Below are 17,727 nucleotides of genomic sequence, written 5' to 3' on the forward strand. Positions count from 1 at the left end.
TTATTTCTCCGTCTCCTAACTTCTGTACGTCGCCCTACCGATGGCTCCCCTAACTGAGTCCTGACTCCTTTGCCAAAAACCCGCACTTTTACCAAAGATACCTTCAGGGGTTCTGTAAAGCATCTATAAAGCATAGGTCTAAAGCCGAAGGCTTGAAATATGGAATTTTCTTTTTTATCCCCTTGAAAAGGGAGGTTTGAAAAATTATTTATTTGTTAGGAGTTAGGAGGAATAATTGAGGAATAATTGTCGCTCAATTTCTCCGCCCTTGTCTGCTGAAAATGCTCACTTTTTGAGCTTTAAGGAGCGAAAAACTTGCTCTTTTTTTGCATAAAAAAGGCGAAAATCTTTATCTGTAAATACTTTTAGACTTAATCAGTAAGTCTTAATACCGTTTCACGCAAGTCAAAAATCAACCCCACTCTTACCCCCCTAAGAGGCCAGGGCTGTTTCATTCTGGCGAAAAATATAGAGGAATAGAGAAATGAGGATAACTGGGAAATTTTGGCACGGGTAGTTAGGAAACACGCCAAATTTATCAATTATCCTTGAAGGTCAATTAAGGAATTGTTGTCATTTAAGCTAATTGAACCAGACATTTAGTCAGAGTTTAACGACACTCCGACACTCAAAAATCGGCAAATTTTGGTGAATTTTCCTATTCCCCTATCCCCTCATCTCCCGTTATCCCTAAATAGTTAACTTACCATACTTTGAAACAGCCCTGCTCTAAGGAGAGAAGTTAAAAGTTAAAAGTAATATTTTATAGGGTCAAAACTTTAACTATACAATAATTTCAGGAAATTCTTTCGCATTTAAAGTTGGAAACTATTTCTAACATCTTTAAAGTGAATTAGTATAAATAAGTCTACAAGAAGATTGAAGTAGGTTATAATTAATAATTTAGTATTTTTAGCCAACATTAATCGACCTCATATTTGTTAAAATCATCCACTTCTAAACCCATATAGCAATCAGGAATGATTTTGATAGATATTTAAGAACAATTAAGAGCAATCAAAATTCTTTTATATTCTGACTCGGTCTGACTGACTTCCCCTCCTGGGAGGAGTTATACCATTTCTCAAAAAGAATACTATACCCGATTGGGTGGGGAAGTGTGGTCCGTGTGGGGAGGAATAAACATAAGAATAATAAACATTAACTGGGCTATTATTAGCAAGCATGGTAATTTCCCCTGTGTTAATTACTTAATAACTGAAGTGCGACCTAAGTATAGCAATGCTTTTGGGAATTGGTATTAGGGGTGGGTTGACTCCTAATTACCACTAAAATCTTACAACTGAAATATGATTGCTATACTACCTATCACCTAAAACCTAAAACCTAATCATTACTCGAAGGACTGGTATAGTCATGAAGTTTGCTCTAGATGAGTATGCTAATTTAAACTCTCCAATACATCAATGGGATGTGAAATATAAACTTATTGGTTTAATCACATTGATGTTTGCCTTTGCGACAGTTAATAGTTGGTATTTAATTCCATTGATGCTCTTAGTAACTGTGATGCTTTATGGAATTTCCAAACTTCCTTTATCATTTTTAGCAAGTCGGTTACGTTATCCAGGATTTTTTTTATTTGGGGTAATTATTTTTTTACCTTTTCTATCTGGTCAAACAATTATTTGGCAATTTGGATTTTTGACAATTCGTCAAGAAGGTTGTCTGGCAGTTATATTAATTGTTAGTCGTTTTTTTGCTATTATGACTACTGGTCTAATTTTATTCGGTACAAGTTCATTTTTAACAACTGTAAAAGGAATGAGAAGGCTAGGAATTTCTCCGATTATTACGGATATGTTGATGTTATCTTATCGTTATATTTTTGAACTATCTCACAAACTTAACATGATGCTGAAAGCTACTAAATTACGAGGTTTTCAAACGAGTCAAATTAGTTGGAGAAATTTATCAGTTTATGCTGCTGTTACTGGTAGTCTTTTAGTACGAAGTTATCAACAAGCAGAGCGAGTTTATCAAGCAATGTTATTGCGTGGTTATGGCAATGTATTCAATAACGAAAATCATCTCATATCTTCTACTTCTAGAAATGGTATTCAATTTGGCTCGGATTTAATATATCTATTTCTATCTCTGATAATTTCTGTTAGTTTGATTATTGCAGAATTATTTTTTTTAGTTAGATTTTGAAATTTATTAAATGCTTGGGATAGGCAAATCTTGAATTATCAATATGTAATACCAATTTTATAAATGTTTGCTACAAATCACTAGACTGTTTATTAGGAGTCAGGAGTCAGGAGTTAGGAGTTAGGAGTTAGGAGTTAGGAGTTAGGAGTTAGGAGTTGGGAGTCAGAATTAATGGCTTCAATACCATTTTTTAGGTCGGGAATTATCTTTTCTGTTAAAGGGATATCTTCTGTAAAGTCTTTTAGGAGTCGTTTCATTAATTGATAATTATCAATTATCAATTATCCATTATCCATTAATGAAGCTCGTCTTGTCTTTAAGTCAGAAATTATTATAGATATATTTCAGATAATTTATAGCATAAATAAAATAAGTAGCTCTTAAGTTAATATAAGTATTCTTAAACAAATCCTTACTTAATTATCAAAAAACCGAGAGCTGATTCCTTACCTGAATATTAATGACGAATTAAGTAATATAGCAATTCCCATATTCGTGAGGTACGCGCATTCTTTGGTTTCAGGGAACAGGGAACAGGGAACGGGGGAAAGGGAATAGGGAGTAGGGAGTAGTAATTCTTGTTCCGTAGGAATAGATAAAGAAGAAAAACAACTGTACCTCACAAAGGCTGAGAAACGCTATATCGATTCAATCAAGCAATGGATATTCCCTCGCCTCTACAAATGGTTGGTACAGAGATTGATGTATATAATTACTTTGGAAAAATGGTATAATTAAGATTCCGATCAATATAGGACTTACGGAAAGAAAACCTGTTGCTGTAAGAAATAGTTGATTTTAACAATAGACATTTAGGAAAAAACCTGGCTTCTGGTTTTGGTGTGCGTAAGTCCTGAAATATTCAGTACGAATAGGTAGATTTTTGCTAGAAATCAGTAGGGAAAATTTATGAATTGACTGTACAGATAGGGTCTCCGTCTGATTGGCTACTTACAGCGAAGAATAACCTCTAATAAATTTTAGGGTAAAGCTTGATTTTTAGCCAAAGATAGTCAAACAGACAACTCATGTAAAGTCTTTCAATCACTCTGATTATTTGTAAGATTCTTTGTTCAAATTGGTGAAATAAAAATTTTTTATTTGAGGAAATAGGGAGAGGAAATAGGGAATAGAGAAAAATACTGTACCTGATTAAAATGAGAACCGCTATAATATTTCCTAAACCTGCTACTTAATATTTATCAGTAGTTAATAAAAATCCTATTCCTGTGTTAATAATTAGTTATTGATCAAATGCAAGAGGACAAATCACAAGCTGGAGTCTATGTCAAAGATTTATTATTTCAATATTCCCAAAAGGAACCTGTTTTACGAGGTCTTTCATTAACAATTAAACCAGGAGAAAGAGTTGCTTTGTTAGGACCTACAGGTACAGGCAAAAGCACTTTTATGGAAACTTTAGTAGGCTTGAAAAAACCTTTATCTGGTGAAATTTGGATTCAAGGAATTCTCCTACAACAAAAAACTTTATCCCAAGTGCGTAGTCAGATAGGTTTTTGTTTCCAAAATCCTGATGACCAATTATTTATGCCTACTATTTTAGAGGATATAACTTTTGGTCCGCTTAACTATGGTTTATCCCCAGAAACTACTACAGAAATTGCGGAGAAATTGTTAATAAAATTTGGTTTAGAAAAATATGCAAATCGTTCTGTTTATGAACTTTCAGGAGGTCAAAAAAGATTGGCAGCTTTAGCAGCAGTTTTAGCATTAAAACCAGAAATTTTAATACTAGATGAACCGACTAATGGCCTCGATCCATTATGGCGACGTAATTTAGTTGAAATTATCCTACAATTACCAGTAAAAATTATTTTAATTGCTTCCCATGATTTAAACTGGGTTAGTAAAGTAACTGAACGTGCTTTAATTTTGCAGTCTGGTCAAATTCAAGTAGATACTTCTACTCAAAATATTATCCAGGATAGTTCAACTCTTGAATACTATGGTTTACCTATTGATTATTAGATAATAGGCGTGAAAAATATATGGAATTTTTGCGCATAGAAGGCAACAGTTCATCTGCTCCATCAGGCAACAGGAAAGAAATTTTTAGGAAAAAGGTACGAAAAATGAAAGTGAAGTGACTTTTACAACTCTAGCTTATGTTAAATAAAGAGCAAATTTATTTTCTGGAGATATCTATATAATAGACATAGGCGTGAAAAAGATATAGACTTTTTGCATCTAGTAGGGAACACTTAACACTTAACTGGGAACAGGTAATATATTTTTAGGAAAAAGGTACGAAAAAGAATTTTATGAGGAATTTTTACAACTATATATGATGCTAAATAAAGGGCAATTTTATTTTCTGGAGATGTCTAATAGAAGGAAGAAAGAAGAAGTAAGAAAACAATAGAAAAATTATAGATTTTATTGCTCAATCATATAGAACCCATTTGGTATCTTTGCAAAGGTATGTGCTTTTGGCATAGGAGTAAGTCCTCAGGAGTCAGGAGATTCAGAAATAGAATAGGGGGAAAAAGGTAGAAAAATTATCCCTATTCTCCTACTCTCTTGCCTATCTTTAGATATATCTCAAATGGGTTCTATACTGTTTCTCAAGTTACTGAGGTACAGTTGTTTTTCTTTTTTTCTCTCTTAGTGCGCTACCAGGTGCGTCTGTCGCACCCCGCGGGGTCGCACCGCTATTCCCTGTTTCCCGAATTACTACTACCTAAAACCAAGAAATTTTGTACCTCATGCTTTTTGGGAATTGCTGTAAATAAGTTTTGGTAACAAAGAAGCAGTTACAACGAAGATTTCCTATTTGTAGCCAACATCGATTAAACTGGTATTAACTTAATCACAAATTTCCAAAAGATAGTAACAGTAAAAGTAGAGAAAATTTAGATATTTCTGGAAATAAAAAAAGCTAAAATTAACTACTTTTCTGTCAAGATTGATTTGATGGGTAATCTATTAAATTTTCTCCCTTGTCTACTGAATTTAGTTTGAACCCATCATTTAAAAATTGACAAACCACTACCTTTATCCCTCCTCCCAATGACAGTACATTAATATTATTGCGAGGAAATATTTCACCATTAGTTTCTTATACCAAGCGTGAAAAAAGAATCCTATACTTAAGTGAAACTTCAATTATTAAGAAACTAACACAGGCCGAATAAGCTTTTTGATAATTATTAGCCAGGAGCGTGTTAATTATTCTTATGTTTACTTCTCCCCCACTTCCCTACTCCCCTACTCCCCCGTTCAAGAAAATGTAGCAAACATTTATCAAATTGGTATTATAACTCGTTCAAAGAACCCTGTATGCAAACTATTCCAATTTAATTTTATTGTATGGCAAAACCAATTTATTTAACCGAAAACCCACAACCTTCTTACCAATGGATAATTGATAATTGATAATTAATCCATTTGGTTTAAAGCCTCTCTTTACCAATGGATAATGGATAATTGACAATTGATAATTGGAGATAGCTTTTATTAATCAATAATTGATAATTAGGGCTTGCTGATTAAATCTAAAACCATTTACATATAAAGGTAAGCGCCTTTTTGGAGCGAAAAAAGTGTAACTTTTTGAGCTTGAGAGACTAATAAAGTTAGTATTTTGGTCTCTCAAGGGTAGAAAAATCAAGGGACAATAATTCCTTCTACCTCCTCTATAATTCCCCGTTCCTCCTGTCTCCTGTCTCCTGTCTCCTGTCTCGGTCCTCCTACCCTGAGAAAAAGACTTTTGAGCGCAAACCCTAATTAGAGATAGTTTTCATTATCCATTAAAAATATTTCCTTATATTCAATTGGGTTACGGTTTTCCTTGAGGTAATTATCCATTATTCATTATCAATTATCAATTAATGAATTATTCCCTCTTCCTTAGCTGCTTTTACTAACGGTGAAATTTCCGGGTTGTCTCCTGATAAAGAAGCATAGCAAAATCTTTAATAATTTCCTCATTTTGAAAATAATTTCCATACTTTTTCTTTGCTGTTTCTATACAAAATTTCATAATCTCCGATGACTCATCAATATAATTAGCGATCGCCTTTAGTTGTTCTTGTTTTGTATGATGATGATGTCTAAAGTCTGGGTGTGGCGCAACTGTAGTTTCCGAACTTACCTTAATATCTTTTCCTACTGGATGAACTATTTTTTTTACCCGTCTTTTTTGAACTTCTTCAGCAAAACCAGATGCAATTATACCTGCTGGTAGACCAAAAATTCCAATACCTAAAAAAGCAACTGCAGCACTCAATAATTTACCTAAATGAGTCATAGGATAAACATCTCCATAACCCACAGTTGTTAAAGTTACTACTCCCCACCACATAGTCTCTAGAATACTAGAAAATTTCTCTGGTTGTGCTTCACTTTCTGCTAGAAACATGAGACTTGAGACAAAAACTAAGACAAAAATTACTATCAGTAATGTAGCTATTAATTCTTCTTTTTTTGCAACTATAACTTTAAGAATAGTCCGCAGTGATTCTGAATATCTGCTGATTTTAAATAAGCGAAATAAACGCAGCAACAGAGTGAATTCTATAAATTCTAAACTAGGAAATAATACTTGTAGATAAAACGGCAAAATAGCTACAAGGTCTATCAATGCCAAGGGTGTAATTAGATATTTTAATCTGCCATAAATTGGATGATTATATTTAGGATTAACCGTACATATCCAGATTCTGATCAAATATTCTAAAGTAAAAAATCCAGTTATAAGTATTTCGACTAATTTTAATTGTTCAGGATAATGTTCTGAAAATCTGGGAGATGTTTCTAAAATAAATGCACTCACACTAATGCTCGTGAAAATAGTAATCACCAAATCATCTAGTAAGCTTAACAAATTTCTTTGGTCGGAATATTCAAAAATATAGTAAATGTTTTCTTGCAAAGATTTACGCTTTTTTTGTATTTTTATCATTTTTCTATGCACACTTATAATGTTTACATTGATTTTTTTATTAGCTTATTGATAATTATTAAATTTTATAAAATACTGCAAAATACAGGAATAATATTGGAGTTATCTGAGGATTTATAGAGAGTTTTCATATTGATAAAGTAGAGTAAGCTACCATGAAAGCGAGATAGTTATGGCAGAATAAAATAGCTTTTATCTGTAGGCTTACTTTGCCAATAAACTAATAGCTAATTGGTAATCCATCTGGAAGTAGAGACATTATATGCAAGTCTATATGGTTATTTCAGTTATTAGTTATCAGTTAAAGAAGTGGTCAGCACTCAGCAATCACTCAGATTATTTTTTTACTTTTAAAAGGGGATTTCAACATCTCCTAAACCATCCTGCGCTTAGGGTTGACGGGGATTTTAACCCAGAGCTACTAAAAGCTGTTTTGTACCCCAAAACTCCGTTTCCGTTGTCGCCGATATGAAAAACTCTATGCGACATATTTGCGGAGTATTCGTTCAATAATTAATAATTAATAATTAATAATTAATAATTAATAATTACCTCTTCTTAAAATAGATAGGATTGGTTAAAAAGGAAATTTTTTTCTTCTCAAGGGGATATTGGATATGGCGAACTTCGGAGCGGCTCTGTAAGAGCGGGAAACCTCGCCATCCCATCCTGACCGAATGCTCCGCTTTCCGACCGCTTTTTTCTCCTTTAAAGGAGAGGCTTTAAATCTTTATTTTTCGGTAAGGAAAAAAACTTAGTTCTGACCCAGGAGGCTAGCTATTTGCTTTTGACTGCGCCACATGAATGCATAGCATCCCGTAGGGAAGCATTCCGGTACGGAAATGCTAAAAGCTGATAGCTAGTTAACAGTACTTCGTGCAATAGAGAGGCTTGAAATACTGAATTTTCTTTTTTTTATTCCTTTTAAAGGGGAAACTTGACACCTGATTTTCTGGTCATAATTTATGATTCTTTAATTTTATTTTAGCAATTAGTTAATTTATGGCAACCTATTTAATATTTCTATATAACCTAGACCATAATTTGTTTACTCAAAATATCAAATACTTCAGATAATATTGTTGTTTTTAATACTTACTAATTTATGCAAACAGGTTAAAATATAAAAACTATGTTTTTCAAAAAAATTAGTACAAAAAGAAAATTTTTTTTATTCAATCATCTTATTTTTCAGGAGAACTAATAATTAATTGTTAATTATTGAAAGGTCTAATTTTGCATATTTCCTATGGAATTAAGTATTTTTGAAATTTATTTAACCTAAATTAAATCTTTATTTAACCTTTTGTAAATATTTACTTAACATTCACCTAATATGATGTCTGGGGAATTCTTAACAAATTGTAAATTTACAAGGTGAGAGGAGAATTAAATGCCGGAGTTAGTAGGATTTGCTGTATTACCAGCAGATACATTTGCAGATGGTCCCCCGTCAGGAAACTTTATTGAAAGTCAGAATAGAGAAACACCATTTGATAGTCAACCAGTACAAGGATTTAGTGGCGTTCAATTTGCTCCTGGTAGTGAAGATGGTAGCACTTATTGGTTTTTGTCTGACAATGGTTTTGGTTCTCAAGGAAATAGTGCCGACTATTTGCTCAGATTATATCAACTTGACCCAGACTTTGCAGGAACAGAAGATGGCAATACTAGCGTTGATATTCAAGGATTTATTCAACTAGCAGACCCTAATAATCTCATACCCTTTGATATTGTTAATGAAGACACAAGCGATCGCCTCCTCACTGGAGCAGACTTCGATCTCGAGTCTTTTGTCATCGCGGATAATGGCGATATTTGGATTGGAGAGGAATTTGGGCCTTATATCCTACACTTCGATAGTACCGGAACTTTATTAGAAGCTCCAATTGCCACACCCAACCCCATCGAACTCAACACCCTTAACGGCCAAGATCCTCTAGTTATTGCCCACAGAGGTGCAAGCGGAGACTTACCAGAACATACCCTAGCAGCTTATGAAGCAGCGATCGCCGCTGGTGCTGATTTTATTGAACCCGACCTTGTAACTACATCCGACGGCTTTCTCATCGCACGTCACGAACCACTGCTAGACGATACCACCAACGTTGCTGAAGTATTCGGTCCAGAACGCCAAAGCACCAAAATTCTTGACGGTGAAGAAACAACTGGTTATTTTGCTGAAGACTTTACTCTTGAAGAAATCAAACAACTACGCGCAGTTCAATCTCGCGACTTCCGCGACCCTGAGTTTGATGGGTTATTTGAGATTCCGACATTAGAAGAAATCATCGAACTTGTTCAAAGAGTAGAAGCAGAAACAGGTGTTCAAGTTGGAATTTATCCCGAAACCAAACACCCTACATTTTTTGATGAACAGGATTTATCTTTAGAAGAACCTCTAATTCAAACCCTGCAAGACACAGGTTTCACAGACCCTGACCGTATTTTCATCCAGTCCTTTGAATTTGCCAACTTAATTGACTTACAAGAACAGTTAGATGATGCAGAACTCGGAGATATTCCTTTAGTTCAACTATATGGAAATACTACTGAAGGAGCTAATCCAGATGCTGGCTTCTCTTTCCCATTCGACATCCGGTTTAATGTTGCTGAAGGTAACGACTTAGCAGCTATTTACGGTCAAGAATTCCTAGATGCACTAGATGCTCCTCTCTCTGAAAATACTGTTTATGCAGACCTCGACAGTGCAGAATTTCTAGAAGCGATCGGCGAGTTGTATGCAGAAGGGGCAGGACCTTGGAAAAATAACATTATATTGCGCGAGTCTTTAGATACCCCAGTTGATGGTGATGGAGATGGGGAAGCAGAAATTGATAGTCAGTTGACAGGAGAAATTACTTCCTTTATAGAAGATGCTCACGATGCAGGTTTGCAAGTTCATCCCTACACTTTGCGTGATGAAGAACGTTTTCTAACTCTTAACCCGGATGTTGAGGAATTTAATAGCCCGCAAATAATTCTCAACGCCCTAGTAGGTATAGAGCGCCCCGGTGGAAATGCCGCTCTTTATAGCCGTATCGATTCCACTCAAACTGATGAAGAAAATAATACGGAAGCATTCTTTGACTTTACATTAGAGCTAGCAGACTTAACCTTCGATCCGAATACAGGAATAATTTCTTCGCCAGCCATTCCCTTGTTTGTTGCTCCCGAATTCGCCGAAGAAATAGGCAACCCTGACTTAGCAGGTGTAGAAGCAGGTTTTGGCGTGAACAATATTTTGTTAGAATTCAATGAAGAAACTGGGGAGTTCGTCACAGTCGGTGGTCCTGAGTCCGGCAGCGTCTCCAGTGTGTTTATATCGGAAGACTTTTTGGATACTAACGATCTGGGAATTGTTCAGGAAAGTGGTACTGTCGATCCAATTACCAATGGAGTTGACACTGATGGGTTCCTTGGTTTTGGTTTTGCCTTATCAGAAAATGCTGCTGCTACTTTTGTCGTCGATCCAGACTCAGGTCTACTTCTTCCCACCGGTGGACCATTTGTCGCTGATGGTTCTTTTTCCTTCTTGTCTTTAGGAACAGGAACACCTCAAACTCCTGAAGAAGAATTTGAACAACTAATAGATATCGGAGCAGATGGTTTCTTTACAGACTTCGCACGGACAGGAGTTCCCGTTCGGGATGCTATTGTTGCCGACGAAGTACGAGCGCCTCAAAATCCTAACCTCAATAATTTCAATACCCTCGACGGCAGCGCACCAATAGTTATCGGACACCGGGGTGCAAGTGGTGACTTCCCAGAGCATACCTTAGAAGCATATCGTTTAGCTATTGTTCAAGGTGCGGACTTCGTTGAACCAGACCTCGTAATTACTTCCGATGGAGTTCTTATTGCCCGACACGAACCGATGCTAGGCGAAACCACCAACGTTGCTGAAATATTCCCAGAGCGTGAAACTACCAAGATTCTTGATGGTGAAGCAGTTACTAATTATTTTGCAGAAGACTTCACCCTAGCAGAAATAAAACAACTACGCGCCGTTCAATCTCGTGACTTCCGCGACCAATCTTTCAATGGTGAATTTGAGATTCCCACCTTCCAAGAAGTTATCGAGTTGGTACAAGAAATGGAAGAATTTGGGTTTGAAGTTGGCATCTATCCAGAAACCAAACACCCGACTTTCTTCGACGAGCAGAACTTATCTTTAGAAGAACCCCTAATTCAAACTCTGCAAAATACAGGTTTTACCGACCCTGACCGTATTTTTATCCAGTCATTTGAAGTTCAAAACCTACTTGAGCTGCGCAACGAAATATTACCTGCTCAAGGTCTCGAAAACCTAAAGCTAGTGCAGTTACTCGGTGACACTGAAGATGAATTCATCAACGAAGGTGGCGGCGGGTTCTCAGTACCCTTCGATTTCGTTGCCAATTCCGAGCAGTTTGAACCCACTGGTATTGATGCAATCACAGATCAGGTCAACTATGCTACCTTCACTGGTAGTGCTTTTACCGTAACCCTTTTAGCTGAGAAAAATCCCGGACCTGGAGCACCTCAAGAGATACTCGATCAGTTTGGCAACCTCCAAGATACTAACCAATTTATTCTACAGGATGCCACCAATCCCGATAACACTGTCGTTCTATTTGCTGGTCCAGACAGCGCACCTAAATCTATCGAAGTTACCATTAGCGAGGCAGGTGTAGTTGCTATTAATGGTGATGAAGTTGCCAATAACTTTAGTCAGCAAGTTCACTTTGGGCTAATAAACAGCTTACCCATTGGCGACCCTACCGGATTAGGAGCCGAAAGCTACACCTTTTCAACTAACAATGCTCTGAATCCAGAGAGCGATCCTCAGTTTGCTGTTTATTCCGAAGTTGAAAACGAATTCATCATTGCCGCCGAGGAGTTGCCCTTTGCTAATTCCAATCAAGACTTTGACGACATGATAGTTAAAGTTACTGGAATTGAGCCTATAGGAGAAACTCAGGCTGATATTTCCTTTAATCCTGAAAGGCTACAACCTCTCCTCGAAACTGCTAATACTCGTGCTATCTACGGCAACCTAGCTGACCTAATCGACTTCTCTAGTGTTCCTACCTACGCCGACCTAGCAAACCCGGAAGTAATCGAACTAATCGGTGCCTACGCTGATGGTTTAGGACCTTGGAAAAATAGTTTCTTGCTCCGAGATGATATAGAGACACCCGTTGATGGTGACGGTGATGGTAACGCGGAAATTACCACTCAATTAACTGGGGAGGTATTACCACTAATAGATTGGGCACATGATGCAGGTTTGCAGGTTCATCCCTACACTTTGCGTGATGAAGAGCGTTTCCTTACTCTCAACCCCGATGGTACACCTCAAACTCCAGGAGAAGAGTTCGAGCAACTTATCGAAATTGGTGCAGATGGTTTCTTTACTGACTTCCCTGCTACTGGCAGCATAGTTGTAGAGCAATTTATTGATGAACCAAATATACGGACTTCCCGTGGTTATGAAGGTATGGCATTTAGTCCCGACCGCGAAACTTTCTATCCTTTATTAGAGGGTGCAGTTGAAGGCGATCCGGATAATGCGTTGCGCATCTATGAATTCGATCCTGCTTCTAGCTCTTTTGAGGAGGATCTAGTTGGTTTCTATCCTACTGATGTAGCTGGTCATGCTATTGGTGACTTTACTCCCATCAATGAAACTGAATTTTTAGTTATTGAACGAGATGGTCGTCAAGGGGATGAAGCTGAGTTCAAGAAAATCTTTAAGATTGATATTTCTGAAGTTGATGATGAAGGTTTTGTTGCCAAAGAGGAAGTTGTAGACTTACTAGATATTGACGACCCCGACGACCTCAACGGTGATGGCGACACTAGCTTTGACTTCCCCTTTTTCACCATTGAGAATGTGTTAGTTATTGATGAAGACACAATTCTGGTTGCCAATGACAACAACTATCCTTTCTCCATGGGACGACCACCAGAGATTGATAATAACGAAATCATTCAGATAGAGCTAGACGAACCTCTAGACTTAGCACCAGGAATAGGAGTTCCTATTCCTACAGTCAGTATTGAGGTTGAACCTGACACTGTTAGTGAAAATGGAGATGAATACTCTTTAACTTTCAACTTAAATGTACCTGCTCCAGAAGGTGGTTTGCGAGTAGTTTGGTCAGAAACAGATTCAGATAATGCTCTCGGCGATATAGATTTCCCTCCTGAGTTAACCAATGCTTCTAACCTCGAATCTCTCGACCCAGTTGGAGATGAACTCGGACGTTCCGCCATTACTATTGATGAAGGTGCAACTACAGCAACTGTTACCTGGACAACTCTTTTTGATGGTGAGGAGGAAGGAAGTGAAACCACAACTATTGAGTTGGAAACAGGAGATGGTTATATTGTTGATGCAGAAAATCAAGTAGATCAAATCGTTATTGAAGATACAGATCCTAGCGAAGATAGGCTAATTACAGGTACTCCCGAAGCTGAAGCTCTCAGTGGTGACACTGGCAACGATACTATTGTCGGTTTGAATGGCGCGGATACCTTAGCAGGTAGTGCTGGTGACGACTCAATTATTGGTAGTCGTGGTAGTGATTTCTTGTTCGGTCAGGATGGTAATGATACACTTCAAGGTCGTCAAGACAACGATCGCCTACTTGGTGGTGATGGTCATGATGTGTTGAATGGTGGTCAAGGTCGCGATCGCATCAATGGCGGTGCTGGCGACGATACTTTAACTGGTGGTGCAAGTATTGACATCTTTATTTTCAATAGTAATGAAGAATTTGACTCCGATGATTTTGGTGTTGATACTATCAATGATTTCCAACCAGACCTCAGACCAGATGAAGATGGAAACCAAGGCGATCGAATTCTTCTAGACCGCTCAACTTTTACTGAGCTTGAGAGTAGTGCTGGAATTGGTTTCAGTGTTAATAGTGATTTTGCTATAGTTACCGATGATGATGATGTAGATAGCTCTAGTGCTTTCATTGTCTACAGTGAAGAGTCTGGCGGTATATTCTACAATGTAGATGGTGAGTCTACTCAGTTTGCTATCCTTGATGGTGCGCCCACTATTACTGAGGATAATTTCCAAATCAGGTAATTAGGGAGTAGATTTTACAGCGGTTTTCATTTCAGTAGACCACAGTAGGGGCGAGCAAGCGAATCGCCCCTACAGGGTTTTGGTTATGATATGTGATAGTTTGTAGTAGGGCTTCAGCCCTATCTATAGTTCGGGCTAAAGCCCTACTACAAACAAAAACTTTTTTATAACTTATTATCCGAACATGGTATGAGTTTCTTTTTCTAATAACTTTTCTTGTTCAGAGGTTAAAGTAATTTGTCTCATAACTCAGTTTTCTCCTAAACGAGCAATAACCATTTTCAACATCTATCTATTCCTCATTTATAAAGAAATCATAGAACAAAGAAACCGAAATAATAACTGTTTTTGGTAATTCTCTCATCTCACTAAAATCTTTATCCCCTGTAATCAAAAAATCCGCTTCACTTGCCATTGCTAAAGCGATAAACTTAGCATCTTTAGGGTCTCTTTTAAAGTCAACTATAAGATTCATTTCAATTAATTTAGGAATTGTTTCAATCTTATCAAGCCATTCCTGTCTTACCTCATTTGTTAACTTTAACTTACGTCGATTTAACACTTCTCGATCTTCTGCTAAAATCTCTTGAGAAACTATCCAATCCATATCATAACTATCGCTAATTAATTGGATAATCGCTCTAGGTTTTCTTCCTTTTAAAACCGCAGAAATTAAAACATTAGTATCAACAATAATTCTCATTCACCTCTCCGATAAGCTTCAATTTCAGCGACTATTTCCTCCTCAGTAATCTCTTGAATTCCTGGAATTGCTTGAGTTTTATCAAATAATTCTCGCAATTCTTGACTTAACCTTGCTCTTTCAGGATCGATAGGTTTATTCTTATTTTTTTCTCGTTCCTCTCGATACTTTTTAATTTTTTCCTTCAATAACTTTTTCGCAGATTCAGTCCCTTTAACATAAGAGGGTAATTTAATATCATCATCCTCTTCCTCCAATAACTGAAATGCTCTAGCGATCGCCTCTTGAGCTGTGTTATATTTGCCAGTATTCAGTAATTTTTCTAACAACTTTTCTTGTTCGGGGGTTAAAATAATTTGTCTCATAACTCAGTTTTCTCCTGATTCTTTAAAACCTACTTTATTTATACTTAAATTAATTAATATTGAACAAACAAAAGAAAAAGCAACATTTTTAAATTGATAACTAATATAGTAGGTGAGGCACATCAACGATCCCCCTAAATCCCCCTTAAAAAGGGGGACTTCCGGTTCCCCCCTTTGTCAAGGGGGGTTAGGGGGGATCTCTAGCAGTGTACCTCAAACTTACTAATAAATGCTATAAATAATAACTAAAATGACTTTTCCTCTATTTTATAAAGTTAAATTAATTCAAGATATTCCTGAGTTTAATCTCAAAAAAGGTAGTATTGGGGTAATTGTTGAATATTATCCCATGTCTCAAGAAGAAGATGGCTACAGTGTAGAAGGTTTAATTGCTCAAGATACAGTAGAAGTTTCTGAGTCTCAAATTGAATTAATTAATGTGGAACAAACACAAGAAAAAGTCACATTTTTGAATTGATGACAGATACTAGAATATCATTTTAGCTTCTAGAAAGAATACAATAATTTAGGTGAACATGACCTCCGAAGGTAAATTGAGATAATTTTTAACGCTTTCTAGTAAAAGTTGATATAAGAAATGAGGTGTCCTTTAATTAGCTAATTCCAGGCTATTTTGATAAAGTTTACAAGCAGATTCATCATTAATTATTCGATAGTGAATTATTTTTGTCCATTCAGGTGCAGCGTTCATTAATTGAGGAATAAGTTCAATAAAAGCTTGTATTTGTTTTTGTAGTTCAAAATCTTCTAAAAAATGAACTAAACTAAACATAATTTCAGGATGTTCACAATTATCATCTAAAATAAGATGTAAGTCTTTTAAATTGTCATCATTAGGATGTTCAGCAATTTTTTCTAAAGTTTCCTCAAATATCTTAATTTCTTGAGGTGTTTTCATTAAACGATTTTCTTGTAAGATTTTGATTAAATTCATAAGCTGATAACTCCTTTATCAAAAAAGGTTAACCAAGTTATTTTATTAAGTTCAATGAGTTCTTGTAGACTCTTTCTAATATCTGTATTATATAATCCTTGAAAAAGATAAATAGAGCATAGGCAATTATAGCCAATGTTCAAGGCGCGTTTTTACTTACACGCGCGTATCAGAAACCGGAGTTATACCATAATGTAATAACCGGCCTTTGGGATTTACTCTTTGGCAGAAAGGAGGCATGATATGCATATATGTAGACTAGATCATCTTGTTTTAACGGTTAAATCTCTAGATTTAACTCTCGCTTTTTATAAAGCTTTAGGCATGGAAGAAGTGACCTTCGGCAATAACCGAAAAGCTCTGATATTTGGTTCTCAAAAAATCAATCTTCATGAAGTTGGCCAAGAATTTGAGCCAAAGGCACAAACGCCAACACCAGGTTCAGCAGATTTATGTTTCATTGTTGATACACCCCTTGATGAGGTTATCAAAGAGCTTGAGCAAAACGGCATCGAAATTATAGAGGGTTGTGTCTATAGAACTGGAGCCGTATCAGCTTTGAGATCGGTGTACGTGCGCGATCCCGATCAAAATCTAATTGAACTCTCAAACCTATCTCCATAAAAAAGATGAGACTTACACATTTTATGGTTTAAAAATGGCTGAGAGTCACTCTATGTAAGGAAATTACGTCAATCGCCTAAAAGTGCCTAGAAGCCGTGCTTATTAATGGCCGTTATGACGTAAAAGTTTCTTCCTGTCTATATTCGTTCCTCAGTTATAGCTTTAGCTAAGATATTTTCATCTGCCAATCTTTGTAACCCTTGTTCCCTTAAATGAACAATATCATAGCCTTTATTTCGTAGCCGTTCTACAGTTCTTTGAGAAATACCCATATCTGCTAGAAACTTCATTTTACCGATTCTACAGCGCTTTTCGCTCTTGATGAACCACATCGTTATAACCAAAACCATGTAGGGACGTTGCATGCAACGTCCCTACTGTGGTCTACTGAAATGAAAACCGCTGTAACTCCTGCTTTTTTTCAATAGGAATAACTCTTTCTTCAGCTAACCAGGCAGCATAAAATAAACATTGTTTAATATCCTCTAATTCTAGATCGGGATATTCCTCTAAAATTTCCTGATTAGGTTTCCCATTAGCAACTAAATTCAGAATTAAAGAAACAGGAATTCGCATTCCTCGAATACAAGCTTTTCCTGTCATAATTTTCGGGTCAAAAGTAATTCGATCTAGTTGTTTTAACATGACTCCATTTTCCTTTTTTTACAAATGATAAATCAGTAGGAACGTTAGATGCAACGTCCCTACTTTGCAATATCCAACTATTTCAACAGAAGATACTGATAACTGTTAACGCAGTTCCTAGTAAGAGGCTAACTGATAACTGTTCACTGAAAAAATCCTACTCCACTGTCACCGACTTTGCCAAATTCCTTGGTTGATAGACATCCAAACCACGATGAGCAGCAATATGATAAGCTAACAACTGCAAAG

At 36.4% G+C, this 17,727-nt stretch carries 12 protein-coding genes; 5 read left to right on the plus strand and 7 right to left on the minus strand.

Annotation, left to right across the window (positions count from 1 at the left end; all coding sequences use genetic code 11):
* Positions 1-1,377: 1,377 nt before the first annotated feature.
* Positions 1,378-2,175 (plus strand): cobalt ECF transporter T component CbiQ, encoded by a 798-nt coding sequence (gene cbiQ / locus F6K22_RS08355; RefSeq protein ID WP_293095734.1) that lies wholly within the window; start codon positions 1,378-1,380, stop codon positions 2,173-2,175.
* Positions 2,176-2,309: 134 nt separating this feature from the next.
* On the opposite strand, the gene F6K22_RS08360 is transcribed toward cbiQ, so the two are convergent.
* Positions 2,310-2,432 carry a hypothetical protein gene (locus tag F6K22_RS08360; RefSeq protein WP_293095737.1) on the minus strand — a complete coding sequence of 41 codons (123 nt, stop codon included), beginning with the start codon at positions 2,430-2,432 and terminating at the stop codon, positions 2,310-2,312.
* A 997-nt stretch (positions 2,433-3,429) separates the two neighbouring features.
* Between F6K22_RS08360 and F6K22_RS08365 the strand changes: the two genes are divergently transcribed.
* On the plus strand, positions 3,430-4,164 hold the full coding sequence (locus F6K22_RS08365; RefSeq protein WP_293095740.1) for an energy-coupling factor ABC transporter ATP-binding protein: 735 nt from the start codon (positions 3,430-3,432) through the stop codon (positions 4,162-4,164).
* A gap of 1,894 nt (positions 4,165-6,058) precedes the next feature.
* Here the strand turns inward: F6K22_RS08365 and F6K22_RS08370 are convergent.
* Positions 6,059-7,099, minus strand: a complete 1,041-nt coding sequence (locus tag F6K22_RS08370) for an ion transporter (RefSeq protein WP_293095743.1) — start codon at positions 7,097-7,099, stop codon at positions 6,059-6,061.
* 1,393 nt (positions 7,100-8,492) lie between these two features.
* Here F6K22_RS08370 and F6K22_RS08375 point away from each other — a divergent pair.
* Entirely contained in the window at positions 8,493-14,186 is a 5,694-nt protein-coding gene (locus F6K22_RS08375) for a glycerophosphodiester phosphodiesterase family protein (RefSeq protein WP_293095745.1), read from the plus strand.
* Positions 14,187-14,478: 292 nt separating this feature from the next.
* On the opposite strand, the gene F6K22_RS08380 is transcribed toward F6K22_RS08375, so the two are convergent.
* Positions 14,479-14,889, minus strand: a complete 411-nt coding sequence (locus tag F6K22_RS08380) for a putative toxin-antitoxin system toxin component, PIN family (RefSeq protein ID WP_293095748.1) — start codon at positions 14,887-14,889, stop codon at positions 14,479-14,481.
* Entirely contained in the window at positions 14,886-15,254 is a 369-nt protein-coding gene (locus F6K22_RS08385) for a hypothetical protein (RefSeq protein ID WP_293095751.1), read from the minus strand. Before F6K22_RS08385 ends, F6K22_RS08380 begins: the two co-directional genes overlap by 4 nt.
* 250 nt (positions 15,255-15,504) lie before the next feature.
* On the opposite strand from F6K22_RS08385, the gene F6K22_RS08390 reads away from it, so the two are divergent.
* Positions 15,505-15,732, plus strand: coding sequence for a DUF4926 domain-containing protein (locus F6K22_RS08390; protein ID WP_293095753.1), 228 nt, complete (start codon positions 15,505-15,507; stop codon positions 15,730-15,732).
* Positions 15,733-15,864: 132 nt separating this feature from the next.
* Here F6K22_RS08390 and F6K22_RS08395 read toward each other — a convergent pair whose 3' ends face one another.
* Positions 15,865-16,209, minus strand: a complete 345-nt coding sequence (locus F6K22_RS08395; protein ID WP_293095756.1) for an Imm30 family immunity protein — start codon at positions 16,207-16,209, stop codon at positions 15,865-15,867.
* Positions 16,210-16,452: 243 nt separating this feature from the next.
* Between F6K22_RS08395 and F6K22_RS08400 the strand changes: the two genes are divergently transcribed.
* On the plus strand, positions 16,453-16,833 hold the full coding sequence (locus F6K22_RS08400) for a VOC family protein (protein WP_293095759.1): 381 nt from the start codon (positions 16,453-16,455) through the stop codon (positions 16,831-16,833).
* Positions 16,834-16,970: 137 nt separating this feature from the next.
* Here the strand turns inward: F6K22_RS08400 and F6K22_RS08405 are convergent, their stop codons facing one another.
* Both F6K22_RS08405 and F6K22_RS08410 read right to left on the minus strand, forming a co-directional pair.
* Positions 16,971-17,198: a DUF5615 family PIN-like protein gene (locus F6K22_RS08405; RefSeq protein WP_293095762.1), complete on the minus strand. Its 228-nt coding sequence runs from the start codon at positions 17,196-17,198 to the stop codon at positions 16,971-16,973.
* A gap of 19 nt (positions 17,199-17,217) precedes the next feature.
* Positions 17,218-17,478 carry a DUF433 domain-containing protein gene (locus F6K22_RS08410; protein WP_293095765.1) on the minus strand — a complete coding sequence of 87 codons (261 nt, stop codon included), beginning with the start codon at positions 17,476-17,478 and terminating at the stop codon, positions 17,218-17,220.
* Positions 17,479-17,727 lie beyond the last annotated feature (249 nt).

It is taken from the genome of Okeania sp. SIO2F4, from assembly GCF_010672385.1.
Lineage (GTDB): Bacteria > Cyanobacteriota > Cyanobacteriia > Cyanobacteriales > Microcoleaceae > Trichodesmium.

What these genes read in the sequence shown, in the direction of transcription:
- F6K22_RS08405 (WP_293095762.1), bottom strand. Translation starts at nt 17,198, where the DNA reads ATGCAACGTCCCTACATGGTTTTGGTTATAACGATGTGGTTCATCAAG.
- F6K22_RS08385 (WP_293095751.1), bottom strand. Translation starts at nt 15,254, where the DNA reads ATGAGACAAATTATTTTAACCCCCGAACAAGAAAAGTTGTTAGAAAAA.
- F6K22_RS08400 (WP_293095759.1), top strand. Translation starts at nt 16,453, where the DNA reads ATGCATATATGTAGACTAGATCATCTTGTTTTAACGGTTAAATCTCTA.
- F6K22_RS08360 (WP_293095737.1), bottom strand. Translation starts at nt 2,432, where the DNA reads ATGAAACGACTCCTAAAAGACTTTACAGAAGATATCCCTTTAACAGAA.
- F6K22_RS08365 (WP_293095740.1), top strand. Translation starts at nt 3,430, where the DNA reads ATGCAAGAGGACAAATCACAAGCTGGAGTCTATGTCAAAGATTTATTA.
- F6K22_RS08370 (WP_293095743.1), bottom strand. Translation starts at nt 7,099, where the DNA reads ATGATAAAAATACAAAAAAAGCGTAAATCTTTGCAAGAAAACATTTAC.
- cbiQ (WP_293095734.1), top strand. Translation starts at nt 1,378, where the DNA reads ATGAAGTTTGCTCTAGATGAGTATGCTAATTTAAACTCTCCAATACAT.
- F6K22_RS08390 (WP_293095753.1), top strand. Translation starts at nt 15,505, where the DNA reads ATGACTTTTCCTCTATTTTATAAAGTTAAATTAATTCAAGATATTCCT.
- F6K22_RS08395 (WP_293095756.1), bottom strand. Translation starts at nt 16,209, where the DNA reads ATGAATTTAATCAAAATCTTACAAGAAAATCGTTTAATGAAAACACCT.
- F6K22_RS08410 (WP_293095765.1), bottom strand. Translation starts at nt 17,478, where the DNA reads ATGTTAAAACAACTAGATCGAATTACTTTTGACCCGAAAATTATGACA.
- F6K22_RS08380 (WP_293095748.1), bottom strand. Translation starts at nt 14,889, where the DNA reads ATGAGAATTATTGTTGATACTAATGTTTTAATTTCTGCGGTTTTAAAA.
- F6K22_RS08375 (WP_293095745.1), top strand. Translation starts at nt 8,493, where the DNA reads ATGCCGGAGTTAGTAGGATTTGCTGTATTACCAGCAGATACATTTGCA.